This window comes from Desulfosoma sp., assembly GCF_052743555.1.
The window spans coordinates 1-14,456 of sequence record NZ_JBRAHS010000022.1; the positions used below are offsets into that span (position 1 = coordinate 1).

Sequence of the window (14,456 nt, forward strand, 5' to 3'; positions counted from 1 at the left end):
TTGACGACATCTTCCTCTCAAAAATTTGCATAACTGTGCCGCCGTAACCAGGGAGTCGGGATTTTTCGCCAGGCATTTTCTAAGCAAAGACAGTGGCTGCGGGTCGCAAGACGCTAAAAAGAGATCGGGCAAATAAGATTCCGGAGCCAGATGCGAAGCTTTCTGAAAGCAGGCGCGAGCCTCCTGGATCCGTGCGTTTCGCAGGCACGTCAACCCTGCGCGCAAAGCCGCTTCAAATGCTGTGGGAAGAAGAAAAAGGCTACGACCGTATCGCCGCCCGCCTTCCAACGCGGCCCAAGACTTAAAACGTTGCAAAGCAGGATGCGAAAGAGTGCGGTATCCAGAAGTTTGCATCAAATCTCGGTAGAAAGCGATTCTTTGCTGAGCGTCACGCTGAGGGTGTCTCATTTGGCACACATGCGCTCGCGCTGCATTTGCCAGAGTGATGCGATAAGCATCGTCGTCGACAAGCCTTTTCAGGTGCAGCAGTAACTCCTCAGGCGTGTCAAAAAAGAGCCCCGTCTTTCCGTGTTGCACTAAACTCACATAAGGTTGGCTCCGCTGGACCACAGGAGCCACCTGGTGCACTGCATACTCCAGGTACTTCACGTCGGAACGACATCGGTTATACGGAGTATCCAGCATAGGCGCTATACCGATATCGAGACCTCTTAAGAACTGACAATAGTCGATGATGGAGCCTGGAGGGGTCCACGCCTTTCGATCATCGGGAAGCGCGGAAAAAACGTCCCGTACACTGGGAACGCCCATGACGTGCCACCGCACATCGTCGCGACTTTCAAGCCATCGTATGAGAGGACCAGCTATGGCTCGTAGATCTTCAAGATGCCCCACCGAGCCACCCCAGCCCAGCACTAAAGGCCGATGCTTTTCGAGGGTCCGCGGTGCCGGCACATATCCAAGATGATTCGGAAAAACCGCGCTTGGGGCGTCCGCACGAGCATATCGGTTTTTCAATTCTTCCGTACTGAACTGGAGCGCGTCCACCGTCTCCAACAAACGAATCAGAACTCGACGATTGAAGGCATTGTCCCAAAAACCTTTGGATGGGTTTGCACTCGCATGATGAAAGACATCATCATTCATTTCATAGATCGTCAAAAGTCCAGCCCGCTTTCGCCGCTGAATGACCGGAATCAGATCCGCGTCGGCCAACATGTTGAGAATCAGTACATCTGCCGACTCCATTAACGAAAAGCGGTAGCGATGCTCGTTCGTCAAATTGATGACATAAACCCCAGGCAGAGCCGCCAATGCGCGGGCTGGAAGAAAAGCACGATAGTAATAATCCCCTTGCGTCTCATCGCTAGGGACGTTGACTTGCACAATGAGCATTTCGTAAAGGACCTCGGAACGCACAGTGCCTTCTTTAAGACCCCTTAGGCAAACCAGAGTTGAACCACCCTTTCCCTTGCCAAGCGTCCTGCGAGCCTGCCGATCTACGCGCGAACCCGGTTCGTCTCAGATGCTCGTGCCTTGTGGGTTCCACTGCGTTGGTTCCCTTGCATGGTCACCTTTCTTTGTGCAAAGACCGTTCCTTTTTTGAATCAGCAGCTTTCTCGACCGACATCTCTGTTGATTACGGGTCCTTTGCGCCTGCACGCCACGCGCCCTCACCACGCAAATCAGGGCTCTGACAGCCTGCCTGAGAATGCCGATTTTGTCCGAGTATGGCCTTGGAAATCAATCAAATGGCTGACGGCGGAGCACCGCGCGGGGGACAGCCAATTGTGGAACGCGTGCCTAAGGTCTTGGCCTAGGTGTGTCAATTGGATGACGGCTCACTTCCTTCATCTCGGCAAGTGAGCCTTAGGGAACGCATCCAATGCGATGCATGGTTCAAGTATTTTGCGCACCGGTCGGGTTTCGCTCACGATGCCCCATAGGGGCGGTTTCGCGTCCCACGAAAGGCGGATCACTGGCAGCGCTGACCATTTTTTGTCTTGACGATGGGAACCGCATCCTTCAGGTTCATCCTGGCAAGGCTCCAAAGGCCGAAGCAACCGGGCGAAACCACATCGTTCAAGGAGTGAGGGCAGATGTCGAAATGCGCCTTTATCACGGGAATCACAGGGCAGGACGCGGCGTATCTGGCGAAGTTGCTTCTGGAAAAGGGCTACGAGGTTTATGGGGCTTACCGTCGCAGTGCCGCCGTCAACTTATGGCGCCTCCATGAGCTGGGGCTTGACGGGAAGATTCAGCTCGTCCCCATGGACCTTCTGGAACTGACGAACATCATGCGGACTTTGCAAAAAATCATGCCCGACGAAATCTATAATCTGGCAGCCCAAAGCTTCGTGGGCATCTCCTTTGACCAACTGATCTACACCACCAACGTAAACGCGGTGGGTGTGGCGTACCTTCTGGAGTCCGTGCGCACCATTTGCCCGGAAGCCCGGTTTTACCAAGCTTCCACGTCGGAAATGTTCGGCAAGGCTCAGGAGGTTCCCCAGACGGAAAAGACGCCTTTTCACCCTCGCAGCCCCTACGCTGTGGCCAAGCTCTACGGCCACTGGATCACGGTCAATTATCGCGAAGCCCACGGCATACACACCTCTTCCGGAATTCTTTTTAATCACGAATCGCCCCTTCGAGGCCGGGAGTTCGTAACGCGAAAGATTACGGCCAGCCTCGCTAAAATCAAGTACGGTCAACAAAAGGTGCTTGAACTGGGGAATCTGGACGCCAAGCGGGATTGGGGCTTTGCCGGCGATTACGTGGAGGGGATGTGGCTCATGCTGCAACAGTCCACAGCCGACGACTACGTCTTGGCGACGGGAGAAAGTCACTCGGTGCGCGAATTCGCTGAGAAGGCTGGAGACTGCCTTGGATTTCGCCTCATCTGGGAAGGTGACGGCCCCGACGCACGTGGCATCGATCAAAAGAGCGGCAAGGTCATCATTCGCGTGAACCCGGGCTTCTACCGCCCGGCCGAAGTGGATTTTCTCCTTGGGGATGCGTCCAAAGCCAAAGAGCGGTTGGGTTGGGAACCCAAAGTGCGATTTGAACGCCTAGTGGAAATGATGGCCAAAGCCGACATGGACCGCGCCGCCCGCGGTGAACTGGAGCACTTGAACTTTTAAAGCCGGTGCCATGGGGCCCGCCGCTTTCGCCCACTTTTTAGGGGGACATGCGCCTTCAGGTAAGAGCACGAAGGATATGCTGCTCGAAAAGGCGACGCGGTCGTCGGCCGCTTGAATGCCACGTTCTCAGAATCCATGAAATGATGGCTTAAGCGCGGGACATGCGGCCTGCGAAGGCGCCCTCGCGGTCTTGTGCCAATCTTTTGACGTACCTATGGTTCATGTCTTTGCAAGCCTTTGTCCCTGGTCGGCGCCTCATGGAAGCCAGTCTGAGGACGCACTCAATGAGTCGGACGCAAGTGGCAATGGCCTTTGTCGTGCCGAGGGGCGGCGCTGGGGTTTTGAACGCGTACGGGCTCGAAGGCGCTTTTGCAAAGAGGTTCCTAACCGCGGGTGAGGCGATCGGAATAAAGGCTCCGTCCCATGGAATGCAAAGTGACGTGAGTGGTGCCGTGAAAAACTCGCAGGAAAAAAAACCAAGCCGCGCCTGCTGGTCCTCACGTCCACCTATCCACGGTGGGCGGAAGACCGGGAACCGCGTTTCGTTTATGATCTTTCACGGCGTTTGGCTCGCACTTTTGAAGTGCATGTGGCGGCCTCTCATGCTCCCGGGGCCGGATTAAGGGAACGCATGGACGGCATGATGGTGCACCGCTTTCAGTATTTTCCGCAAAGGCTCCAGGAGCTGTCTTACGAAGGAGGAGTGCTGGAAAAAATCAAACGTAAGCCGTGGGCGCTTTTCCAGGTTCCCGGTTTTCTCGCAGCGCAGATTACCCTCATACGGCGCCCCACGGCCCAAATTCCCTTTGACGCCATCCACGCCCGCTGGATTCTGCCTCAAGGATGGTGCGCTGTGCTGGCACAGACGGGACGGCGCTTCAAGGTGCCCATTCTGTGCACCAGCCCCGGTGGAGACCTTTTCGGCCTGCGGGGCCCGCTGTTCGACGCTCTTCGCCGCTGGGTTCTGCAACGATTGGCCGCGGTCACGGTGGTCAGCCGCGCCATGGCCGAAAGAATGGCATCCTGGGGCATCCGGACCCCTCGCCATGTCCTTCCCATGGAAACCGACCTGACCACGCTCTTCACTCCCACTCCCGAAACGCCTCGCCGGAGAGCGACCATCCTCTTCGTGGGTAGACTGGTGGAAAAGAAAGGCGTGCGCTATCTCATCGACGCCTTTGAGGACGTGCGCCGCCGAATGCCTCAAGCGGAACTGTGGATCGTGGGTTCGGGTCCGGAAGAAACCTTTCTCAAAAAACGGGCATCTGCCGTTGCACCGGTGCGGTCCCGGGATTCCCTTCCCCGGAATTTTCGGCCTTCAGCGCTGCATCCTCACCCGGGCACCATCACTTTTTTCGGCTCGGTGGCCCACAAGGACCTTGCCAACTTCTACCGGTCAGCCACCGTTACGGTTGTCCCCTCTGTGGCGGGTCGAAGCGGCGACCAGGAGGGTTTGGGCCTTGTGCTCGTGGAAGCTATGGAGTGCGGCTGCCCCGTGATCGCCTCTGACCTTCCCGCCGTCCGCGACGTCATCCGCCACGGCGAAACGGGACTCTTGGTACCGCCAGAAAAAGTGCGTCTAATGGCTGACGAAATCACCAACGCGCTCTCAACACCTCATCTTCTAGAAAAGCTTTCAAAAAACGGATCTGAATGGATCCGTGCACGTTTAGACTGGAATCAAACAGCGGAAAAGTCTAAGAATCTTTTCTTGAGTTTGATATCAAAGAATAGCCTTTAAGGCCGATAAAGCTTTCGAAAAGCCGCAGGATTTTTTTTGGTAGAGATTGCACAATTTCAAAACGAGCCCCGACGATGATGAAAAAGACCGATATCGAGCCCGCTGTGTAGTTTCCCACCATTCGCTGCGGCACGGGCACCGATGTGTTCACTATACGTCTTGTGAAAGGTTTGTAAAAGTGCGGCATTCGGGCCGAGATCTGCTGGCTCCCGCACCGGTCAGAATATACCCCGTGGACGGTACCGATTCCCAAGCCGCCAGCCTGGGCCAACATCGTCCATATTAACTCTTGGCTGCCCCACGCTTTGTGCCCTAGCATATTTCCCTCGTGGTTGCGATACATCACAATGTACACGGCACTCAAGGAAGTGCCGTTTTGCAACGGCTTTATCACCTTCTTTGGAACAGGACCATCGAAAAAGCCAATTTTTCCAAGGCCACCGTGCTCACTACCGTCAGCAACTTCAGCGCCCGCAGCGTCGCCGCAAGTTTTGGTCCTTTAAAGATTGTGACAATCCATAATGGCATTGATCTAAACCTCTTTTATCCCTCTAATCGTCAAAGCCCCTCTCATCCTTTTCGGCTTATCTTAGTCGGAACTTGGTCGCGATGCAAAGGATGCGATTTGGTCTGTCCTATAATGCAACACCTAGGTCCAGATTGTGAGCTCATACATACCGGGCGGCCGAAGCTTTGTTATCCTAACAATCGCGCCGTCGCATTTCTTAATGAAAACATGCTTTTGGAACTTTATCACCAGGCCGATGCATTGTTGCTCCCCTCCCGGTTGGAAGGCTTTGGCCAAGTAGCGCTAGAGGCGATGGCCTGCGGGGTACCTACGATAGCAACTCGTGGTTCGGCATTGACCGAGCTCATCGAAAACGGGGTAACAGGAACTCTTTGGAGTCAGAACGATATTCATGCTTTTGTCAATGCTGCCAAACGGTTGGCTGGCAACCCAGACTTATGGCGAAACATGCGGATTGCCGCGCGGAAATGTGCGAAGCAAAACTTCAGCATCCACGCCATGGTTGACCGATATCTTGGCCTCTACCAGCTGGCACTCGTTAAAAACTTGTCGGACAATAAGTTCTGAATGGTCACAGCCATGGCTTCAGCGGCCTGCTTCCACGAGTGCTGAAAATTCATCGCACCTGCTAGAAAATCGCGTTTGGTGCTTAAAACGTATTCATGGCACGACAGCGAGGCGCTCGCTATTCCGTCAGGTGTCGGGGTAAAATAATACCCCTGATTACCTGAAGCTTCTCTGAGCTCTGGAAGATCGCTAGCACGTACAGGAGTTCCGCAAGCCAAGGCTTCTAAAACCGGCATGCCAAAACCTTCGTAGAGAAAGGGCATTACAAATGCGTAGGCGCCGGAATATGGAAGGGGTAAATCATCCGGTGGAACATAACCCAACCAATGCACTCGATATTTTCTGGATTCTGTGACCAGTTTTGTTAGACACGAGTTCTTCCAGCCGGAAGCCCCAACGAAGACCAAGGAATAGTCTTTAAGTCTACCTCGTTTTTTGAGAGCCACAAAAACCTCAACGAGCATTTGTATATTTTTACGGGGTTCAAACGTACCGACTGAGAGAAAATAAGGAGACTCTATAGCTAATGCAGATAACTTCTCCCGAACAGCCTCTGAGGGTTGTGGGACGTATTGCCTGCTCACGGGCGGTTTGATGATGTAATCGGCGTTTTGTTGGAAACGAACAAGTAAACGATTGGCCGTGGATTGCGAATTTGCTATAATTGCATTTGATCGGAGAACATCCTTAGCAAACCACGCGGCATGCGCCAATCGTGTCATAAGTGGCATCGTATGTGGAACAAGAAAGTAATTTAAATCATGGACTGTCGAGATTGTTTTCAAATATCGTGAGCGAGCTGGCAGTATGGTTCGAGTACCCCAAAATAAATCCACCCTGTCTCGTTCTGCCGCTGTGGCCACGGCGGTTTTAAGCCATAAATAGGACCTAGGAAAGCGCCTGCCAATGCGCATCTCTTGCCATTTTGGTGAAGCCGGTTTCTGCAAAAGCGGCTCTGGGGTGTAAAGGAAAAAAACGGGTTTTTGGCATCAAAAGCGCAAGCTCGTTGCAAATTTCCACTACATAACGCCCTATACCAGTAAGTGATTTCGATAATGGAAATGCGTCGATTCCAATGATCTGAGTCCATATCATTTTTCCGCTATCTCTATTAGATTAGGATCAAAAACATGGGGGCTAGTTAAGTCAGCAAACGAATACAAGGCCCGATGGATAAAGTTGTTGCAATACCACCGGACACGATTGGCGAGCCGAAACAGTGCCCTGTGGGGTGTATGCCATGACCAGAACAAACGTGGCGCCTGGCTCTGGAGGGCTATGCGATAGGGGTCGAAGCCAGAGGCTTCGAGGACCTGGAAGAGCTAAATTTCGGTGAACGGTGTGACATGAGTGAAATGGGAAGCCATGAGAAAAACACCACTTAACCCTGCAAGATTGGGTACACGCACGCTGAGGCGTCCCCCTGGGCCAAGGACACGGCGGACATCCCGCAAAACATCCACAACAGTCTCACGAGGCAAATGTTCAAGGACATCGTGAAGAAACACCACATCGAAACTCTCATCCCGCTCTTCTTTAAGACACTCACACAAGTCGGCTTGAATCAGGCGGACCGTTTCGGGCAATAGACGCCGCACGCCGCTCAGAAGTTCGGATGAAAGGTCTGCGCCGGTAAGGCGCGTATAGCCCACACGTCGTAAGGCTTCCAAAAAGTGTCCCTGGGCACAGCCTAGGTCAAGGATGCGGGCATCTCGCGGACTTTCGGATAGCCAAGGAGGCAGACGGTCGCGCTTCAGTTTTTCCAAGTCTTCGGGCAGGCGCTCGTGACGGGCCATGCTGTGGTAGTGGCGAGCATACTGGGAAAACAATGCATGATTCAGATCTTTCAACTTTCATCTCCTCTAGACCGTAAGCAGACCTTTGAAATTTAAAATTCGCGATGACAAGCAGACAACACAGGCCTAAACTTTACGGAAAAACAGGACTGCCAACATCATGCTCATGAAAATCTCAGATGCGTAAGTTGCCGCCGCTGCACCCTGCCACCCCCACAGGGGAATCCACCATACTGTTAAAATGACGTTTACCACCGCGCCAAGTAGAACGGCCATCATTCCCAGCCGCTGAGCATCTCCCGTGGCCGCAGCGTATAGAAGCAAAAGACGCGGCAGCCCCACAAGAGGCATCCAAGAAAGCCATCGCACCACCTGAATAGACCCGACATAGTTCTCGCCCAATAAACGACCAATCAAGGGTGCGGCCAGCCACATTCCTATCCCAATGCTTAAGGCATACCCTAATGCCGGCCATACAAGCGGCAAACTCCCGCTCAGAGCGAATGCCGGACCTTGAGCGCCAGCACGAAACAGACGAGGAACCGCCGCATCCAGCAGGGCATGTAAGGGGAGAAAGGCGAGATCAATAAGACGGTAGCCAGCGGAATAGATCCCAGTGATTTCCAGTGAAGCCATCCTGGCAAGAAGGAATTTGTCCGCATCGACATAGATTTTGTTCGCGCTCCCCCAAAAGGAAAACGGCAAGCCGTCAACAATATACGGCCACAAAGTTCGGCGGCTGGGCCATGATGGTCGGCCTAGATCGCGCGTGGCACGGAACAAGGCATACACCGCAGCCATCAGCGAGGCAGCGGCATAAAGCCATCCCCAGAGCGTTACGCGTTCGGCTTTCGTTTGCCAATGGACCAGGCCCACCAGCGCGAAAGCTGCCACCAGCCGGGCAAGCACCGGCGTCAGTAACAGCCGAGCCGAACGCCCCATGCGCTCAAAGCCCCTGTAGGCGAAGTCTCCGGCGTTAGCCAAGGGCCAGAAAACCAGTTCTGCAAGCCCAAGACTGACCAGCAGCCAGCAGGATAGATCTGGTAAAAGCCTCCAAGCGGTCCAACCAAAGACCACCAGGACGGGAAAAGTCCCAAGCGCCATTGCCGCCAGGCTCAGGCCCCAGTTTTGCGAAAAACTTTCAGGATCGCGGGCGACATTTCGGATCAGGATGACAGGTCCCCCCAACCCACAGAAATGAACCCACACCCCCGCCCAGGCAAGCACTGCGCTAAACGCTCCATAACCTTCGGTACCTAAGGTGCGGGCAACGATCAGGAACACCAGCCCTTGGACCAGCGCTCGCAGCCCCATTCCCATTCCAAGGGCTATCGTATTTTTCGCTAGCCGTCCCGGGCGCCACCGCCGTTGTTCGAAAAGTGACATTGTTGTCAATGACGAACGGTCCTCGTGAATTGGCCCCATCTGTTCCAACTTTCAGGATGATGGTTTTTGCGCTCAACCGTTGGAGCCTGAGTTTTTTGAAACTTTATCACTCAACATCGCTCATGACATAAACAAACAATCATAAGGGACCTCATGCCTGAAACTATTCCTGTTTTCGAGGCAGCAGCCGGTACACAAGAGTGGGCACGAGAAAATAGAACTTACGAAAAACGCTCGGCGGTATTGCTCTAAACATACGAGCATTAAAAGCATGGACCACTTCCGTACGCAACATTTCACGTATAGCGGCTTCGGCCAAGTTTTGGTAATAAAAACCAGCGCCTTTCATGCATCGCTCGAGAAGACTCGGGGTAAGGGGATTGCAGTCGTAATTTTCTCCTTTTTTTGTTAATCGCACATAAAAATGTCGCAAAGAATCCGGCAGCCAGCTCAAAAAAGGCAGTCGATAATGAGGCTCCATGACCATCCATCGGTTTGGAGTGGCCAGATATCCCACACCATTCGTGGTCATGACACGGCGCATTTCTCGAAGGTGATTCTTCTGCTCTTTCATGCTCCCGACATGTTCGATGACATGGTTGGATATGACCACATCGAAAAATGCGTCTGGGAAGGGAAGGTCAGTATTTTCCACCAATAGGAATTGGAAACCGTCTTTGATCAGACGTTGATCCACAATATCCACAGCTACCACATCACAGTGGAGATTTCGATGCGTCGCAAAGTAATGGGCAATGGCCCCCGAACCCGTTCCGATATCCAGGAGCTTGAATGGCTGACGTCTGTCGCAGAGACCAATCAGCCTCTCAATTTTAAGCGCCTTGCGTCTTCGCGAGTCAAGATCCAGTACCGCATGAGATTTTCTCATGGACAAACTATACAGGGATGGCTCCTTCCGCTCAGTTGAACTTATACAAAATCCAGCAGACAGTCGACTGCTTTAATCTTTTATCCTCCGTCGCTGACGCGGTCGTAGCGCAGTTGGGTGATCTGTTCGCTGACGAGGCCCATCATGAAAAGGATGACGGAGGTGATGAGGAGCAGAGCGGACATGTTGGTGAAACGGTGCTGGGTGATATAGGTGTAGGCGTAATTGGCCAGCCCGAGCAGGAAAAAGGAGCCGCTCACGGGAAGAAAGATCCTCAGGGGCGAAAAGAGTGTGGCGATTTTCAAGATGATAAGAAAAAATCTTACGCCGTCTTTCAAAGGTTTAATCTTGCTTTTTCCGTGACGCTTTTGGGCCTCAATGGGCACGTAGCACACCGAACGGCCGCTTCGAAGATATGCCATCGTCAAGGTCGTGGGATAGGAAAAGGTGTTGGGTAAAAGATAAAGGTAGCGAAGCACCGTTTCCCTGTGCACGACACGGTAGCCGGATGTCAGATCCTTGATGGGAAATTTGGTGGTGTAGCGGGCCAGCATGTTGTAAGCGGCATTGGCTAGGCGGCGAAAAGCATTGGCGTGGCTCTTGGGATCACGAGCCCCCACCACCATGTCGTATTTTTCGGCCGCTCTTAGAAGCCGAGGAAGGTCTGCCGGATCGTGCTGGCCGTCGCCGTCCATGAGCACCACGTAGTCCCTGGAGGCCATGCGAATGCCGGTTTTGATCGCGGCACCATTCCCGATGTTGTAGGGATGCGACCACACGTAAGCCCCAGCACGCCTGGCTTGTTCTGCCGTTCGGTCTCGGGATCCGTCATCCACCACAATCACTTCCGCTTCGGGAAGGATTTGCAGGATTCGAGAAACGGTTCGGGCGATAGCCCCCTCTTCATAATAGGCTGGAATGACGATCGAAACGTCCGCGCCTCTGGTTTCCACACCGACTCCCTCTTCCTGGATTCACTCACGCCTTTCCAGCAAAGCAATAGATGGGCCACAAAGCGACTCATTCAAGCCGGGGTTTCCCATGCTTGAGCAGGCGCAGAATTTTGTATGCTGCGAGAATCCAAAAGCCAGCCCCAAGCATGGCTGCAGGGGCGCCTCGGCGAAACCGATGCGGCCCCCGCGCACGATTCCCCAAAACCATGGAAGCAAGGGCGGCTTGCATCGAACCGTCAAAGCCACGGAAACGCCTTTCTGCGGCATGAGGTCATGACGCCAGCACATGCGATCCCTTGGCCGGTGACTCGGTCGAGTGGATCCCTTTCTTTTGACTCTTGTTCACGCCCTGTGCTAGTCACAGGGGCGGTCAGACGCAAAAAAGGCTGAAACGCTGAATCGGAGCCGCTCCATGAACGCCCCTTTTGCTTCCACCCCCATTCCTCGCAAAGGCTACCTTTATGTCATTGTCGCCGCCATGCTCTGGGCCGTTTCCGGATCCGCCGGAAAGTATCTATTTAACCACGGGGTCACACCGTACCAGGTGGTGCAGATGCGCGTCACGCTGGCGGCTGGCCTCCTTTTTCTCTGGCTCGTCGTATCAGCCCCCCGAAAGCTTCGCATCGCCTGGCGCGACGTCGTCTATTTCATGATCCTGGGCATTACCGGCCTTGCCATGGTTCAGTTTACATACTTTTACACCATCAGCAAGATTAAGGTGGCTGCAGCGATTCTTTTGGAATACCTCGCCCCGGTGCTCATTGCCCTGTATTCGGTCACCATTGCCCGTGAAAAGCTCACCTGGCCCACCATGGTGGCCGTCACCGGCGCCACTTTGGGCTGTTACCTGGTGGTGGGCGGCTACAACCTGAATCTTTTTCATCTGAACAAGGTGGGGCTGCTGAGCGGTCTGGCTTCCGCAGTGAGTTTTGCCTGGTATTCTGTCCATGGCGAACACGGCATGCGCCGTTACAGCCCATGGACTGTGCTCTTTTACGCTTTCTTTTTCGCCGCCCTCTTTTGGAACATCGCTCACCCCCCTTTGGAAGCCTTTCGTCACGCTTACGCGCCCGTGCAGTGGGCTTGGATACTTTACATCGCCGTTCTGGGAACACTCATGCCCTTCGGCCTTTACTTTCACGGCATCAACCTCATACGATCCACTCGAGCCAGCATCACCGCGACTCTAGAACCTATCCTGGCAGGATTCGTGTCCTACTTTTTCTTGGGAGAAACCCTGGAAAGGCTGCAGATCATCGGTGGCTTTCTGGTCATCGGCGCCGTCATTTTGTTGCAGGTGCGTCGGGAATTTGACGACGCCACGCCGGAGCTTTTGCGGGCACGGCAGCACGGCGTGTCGTGAACCGTGCAGCGGTGTCAGTCCGCGCATGGACTCTTAGCTCGCCACAAGGCGGCAAAGCAAGGTGAAGGTATTGAAGTTCTGCGGGGAGCGTGCGTATCTTGATCGCGCCCTGTACCGTCAGTCGATGCGGATCTGAGACGGTCCGGCTTTTCTGGAATGGAGCATCGAGGCTTGCGCGGCTCCCAGAAAGTGAAAAGTTTTCGTTTCATTCAGTAGGAGCGGCGCAAGACGCAACGAGGCATCGCGGCGTGCGCCGCTCCTACTGAAGGTGTGCTTAGAAAAGCCCCCCAGGAATTTGTTTTGTGGCTGGATGAAGCCTGCAGCGCACCGTTTTTGAGTGGTTATGGCACCTTTGATCACACTGATGACGGACTTTGGACTCCAGGACAGCTACGTGGCGGCCATGAAGGGCGTGGTGTTGGGCATAATGCCTGAAGTGCGCTTTGTGGACATCACCCATCTCATACCTCCTCAGGACATTCGGTGGGGATCCTACGTTCTAAAGAGCTGCTATGCGGATTTTCCCCCCGGGACCATTCACCTAGCGGTGGTGGATCCTGGCGTGGGAACACATCGGCGGGCCATTGCGATCCAAGCGGCTCGGCAATTTTTTATCGGCCCCGACAACGGCCTCTTTTCCTATATCCTGGAAGAAGAAGCTTCCGCGGAAGCCCGCCTTTTGGAAAACCGAACCCTCTTTCGGGACACGATTTCTTCCACCTTTCACGGTCGGGACATTTTTGCTCCCGTAGCGGCGCATCTGGCTGCCGGAACACCCTTTGACTCCCTTGGCCCTTTTGTGAATCCTTTGGTGAGTTCGTGGGTGCGGCCCACCATCGCCGCCTCTTCTTTGGATGGTGAAGTTCTGGGCATTGACCGTTTTGGCAACATTGTCACCAATATCCAACGAAAACACGTGGCCGAATGGGGCCAAGAAAGCGCTTTGGAAATCTTTTTGGAAAACCAAAAAATCCCCGTTTTTGCCCTGACCTATGCGGATCTTTTCCCAGGTCGGCCTTTGGCCCTTTGGGGCAGCTCGGATCATCTTGAAATCGCCGTGAGTCAGGGAAATGCCGCCGCCTTCTATGGCGCTCGACCTGGGGACAGGGTTCGCCTGATGCGGCAGGCCTGAATCTCTAGAAATCTTCCGAAACCATACCGTTTTAGCCAACGTTTCTCGCATTGGCACCCGCCGTCGGCCAGCACACCGCTCGAATCTACCCCCAAGAGGCGTCAAATCGGGCGGGGGAAACGGTAACTTTCCGTGAGAAAGGTTCATGAAAGGCCATGGGTCTTCTCTGAAAGGTGCTTAAATTGGGCTCTGAGTACATCACCGGCTCCATGGTCCGTTGAATTTCGGAAAACAAGGAGGAGAAAATGGAACAGAAAAAGGGACTCGTGTTGGTGGAGGATCTCTACCAAGAGCTGGAGGTTTGGTATCCTCTGCTGAGATTGCGTGAAGCGGGAGTGCAGGCGGCCACGGTGGCTCCGGAGAAAGGAAAAATTTACAAGAGCAAGCTTGGCTACCCCGTAACCTCACAATTGGCGGCCGACGAAGTATCCGCTGCCGAGTGGGACGCGGTGATCATCCCCGGTGGCTATGCCCCGGACCTCATGCGCCGCCATCCTTCCATGGTACGATTGGTCAGAGAAGCCTTTGAAACGGGCAATGTGGTGGCCGCCATTTGCCACGGAGGTTGGATGCTGGCCTCGGCGAATATCCTTAAGGGGAGAAAAGCCACATGCTTTTTTGCCATACGTGATGACCTGGTTCACGCAGGCGCAGAGTATCTCGATCAGGAAGTGGTCGTTGACGGGAACCTCATCACCTCACGCACTCCCGACGACCTGCCGGCATTCATGAAGGCGGTGCTGGAACGGATCTAGTCGGCGGCGCTTCCCCAAAAAGGCTTGGGGCTGTATCTGCAGATCCTTTCAAATCCAAGAAGACTCAAACGAATTGGGGCCGAATCACGGCGCCAATAGACCTAGCCTATTTTTTCCATATTGACCCGTGAGCCGAAAAGCACTCATTGTGCAGTCCACATTGCCGAGAAACGCGTGGCTTCGCCCAATAAGGAAAAATTCAATTCCCTGATGGAAAACGCCGAGGAGTAAAGTGAGGGTT

At 54.0% G+C, this 14,456-nt stretch carries 12 protein-coding genes; 6 read left to right on the plus strand and 6 right to left on the minus strand.

All coding sequences use genetic code 11. The annotated features are described in order from the left end of the window. Positions 1 to 1,380, minus strand: a 1,380-nt coding sequence (locus tag ACUVSA_RS12775) for a hypothetical protein (RefSeq protein ID WP_445895118.1), incomplete at its 3' end; no start/stop codon positions are given. 680 nt (positions 1,381 to 2,060) lie between these two features. Between ACUVSA_RS12775 and gmd the strand changes: the two genes are divergently transcribed. The 3 genes from gmd to ACUVSA_RS12790 all read left to right on the plus strand — a co-directional run bounded on the left by gmd (position 2,061) and on the right by ACUVSA_RS12790 (position 5,941). Further along, positions 2,061 to 3,104 (plus strand): GDP-mannose 4,6-dehydratase, encoded by a 1,044-nt coding sequence (gmd, locus tag ACUVSA_RS12780; protein ID WP_445890727.1) that lies wholly within the window; start codon positions 2,061 to 2,063, stop codon positions 3,102 to 3,104. Between the two features lie 490 nt (positions 3,105 to 3,594). Next, positions 3,595 to 4,845, plus strand: coding sequence for a glycosyltransferase (locus ACUVSA_RS12785; RefSeq protein ID WP_445895140.1), 1,251 nt, complete (start codon positions 3,595 to 3,597; stop codon positions 4,843 to 4,845). Between the two features lie 376 nt (positions 4,846 to 5,221). Continuing rightward, positions 5,222 to 5,941, plus strand: coding sequence for a glycosyltransferase family 4 protein (locus ACUVSA_RS12790; RefSeq protein ID WP_445895119.1), 720 nt, complete (start codon positions 5,222 to 5,224; stop codon positions 5,939 to 5,941). On the opposite strand, the gene ACUVSA_RS12795 is transcribed toward ACUVSA_RS12790, so the two are convergent. The 5 genes from ACUVSA_RS12795 to ACUVSA_RS12815 all read right to left on the minus strand — a co-directional run bounded on the left by ACUVSA_RS12795 (position 5,896) and on the right by ACUVSA_RS12815 (position 10,965). Beyond that, positions 5,896 to 6,855, minus strand: a complete 960-nt coding sequence (locus tag ACUVSA_RS12795) for a glycosyltransferase family 4 protein (protein ID WP_445895120.1) — start codon at positions 6,853 to 6,855, stop codon at positions 5,896 to 5,898. The two genes, ACUVSA_RS12790 and ACUVSA_RS12795, sit on opposite strands and share 46 nt — an antisense overlap. 408 nt (positions 6,856 to 7,263) lie before the next feature. After that, positions 7,264 to 7,791, minus strand: a complete 528-nt coding sequence (locus ACUVSA_RS12800) for a class I SAM-dependent methyltransferase (protein WP_445895121.1) — start codon at positions 7,789 to 7,791, stop codon at positions 7,264 to 7,266. A gap of 72 nt (positions 7,792 to 7,863) precedes the next feature. Further along, on the minus strand, positions 7,864 to 9,162 hold the full coding sequence (locus tag ACUVSA_RS12805; RefSeq protein ID WP_445895141.1) for an oligosaccharide flippase family protein: 1,299 nt from the start codon (positions 9,160 to 9,162) through the stop codon (positions 7,864 to 7,866). Positions 9,163 to 9,286: 124 nt separating this feature from the next. Beyond that, on the minus strand, positions 9,287 to 10,012 hold the full coding sequence (locus ACUVSA_RS12810) for a class I SAM-dependent methyltransferase (protein WP_445895122.1): 726 nt from the start codon (positions 10,010 to 10,012) through the stop codon (positions 9,287 to 9,289). An 80-nt stretch (positions 10,013 to 10,092) separates the two neighbouring features. After that, positions 10,093 to 10,965: a glycosyltransferase family 2 protein gene (locus ACUVSA_RS12815; protein ID WP_445893239.1), complete on the minus strand. Its 873-nt coding sequence runs from the start codon at positions 10,963 to 10,965 to the stop codon at positions 10,093 to 10,095. Between the two features lie 412 nt (positions 10,966 to 11,377). On the opposite strand from ACUVSA_RS12815, the gene ACUVSA_RS12820 reads away from it, so the two are divergent. From ACUVSA_RS12820 to ACUVSA_RS12830, 3 genes are all read left to right on the plus strand, one after another. Continuing rightward, positions 11,378 to 12,328 (plus strand): DMT family transporter, encoded by a 951-nt coding sequence (locus ACUVSA_RS12820; protein ID WP_445895123.1) that lies wholly within the window; start codon positions 11,378 to 11,380, stop codon positions 12,326 to 12,328. Between the two features lie 343 nt (positions 12,329 to 12,671). Next, the gene (locus tag ACUVSA_RS12825) at positions 12,672 to 13,460 is read left to right on the plus strand and encodes an SAM hydrolase/SAM-dependent halogenase family protein (RefSeq protein ID WP_445895124.1); all 789 of its coding nucleotides are present in this window, start codon (positions 12,672 to 12,674) and stop codon (positions 13,458 to 13,460) included. A gap of 245 nt (positions 13,461 to 13,705) precedes the next feature. After that, positions 13,706 to 14,215, plus strand: coding sequence for a type 1 glutamine amidotransferase domain-containing protein (locus tag ACUVSA_RS12830; RefSeq protein ID WP_445895125.1), 510 nt, complete (start codon positions 13,706 to 13,708; stop codon positions 14,213 to 14,215). Positions 14,216 to 14,456: the final 241 nt, after the last annotated feature.

Excerpts from the sequence above, each read along its gene's own strand:
- gmd (WP_445890727.1), top strand. The coding sequence starts at position 2,061 with ATGTCGAAATGCGCCTTTATCACGGGAATCACAGGGCAGGACGCGGCG.
- ACUVSA_RS12795 (WP_445895120.1), bottom strand. The coding sequence starts at position 6,855 with ATGCGCATTGGCAGGCGCTTTCCTAGGTCCTATTTATGGCTTAAAACC.
- ACUVSA_RS12805 (WP_445895141.1), bottom strand. The coding sequence starts at position 9,162 with ATGGGGCCAATTCACGAGGACCGTTCGTCATTGACAACAATGTCACTT.
- ACUVSA_RS12810 (WP_445895122.1), bottom strand. The coding sequence starts at position 10,012 with ATGAGAAAATCTCATGCGGTACTGGATCTTGACTCGCGAAGACGCAAG.
- ACUVSA_RS12820 (WP_445895123.1), top strand. The coding sequence starts at position 11,378 with ATGAACGCCCCTTTTGCTTCCACCCCCATTCCTCGCAAAGGCTACCTT.
- ACUVSA_RS12825 (WP_445895124.1), top strand. The coding sequence starts at position 12,672 with ATGGCACCTTTGATCACACTGATGACGGACTTTGGACTCCAGGACAGC.
- ACUVSA_RS12830 (WP_445895125.1), top strand. The coding sequence starts at position 13,706 with ATGGAACAGAAAAAGGGACTCGTGTTGGTGGAGGATCTCTACCAAGAG.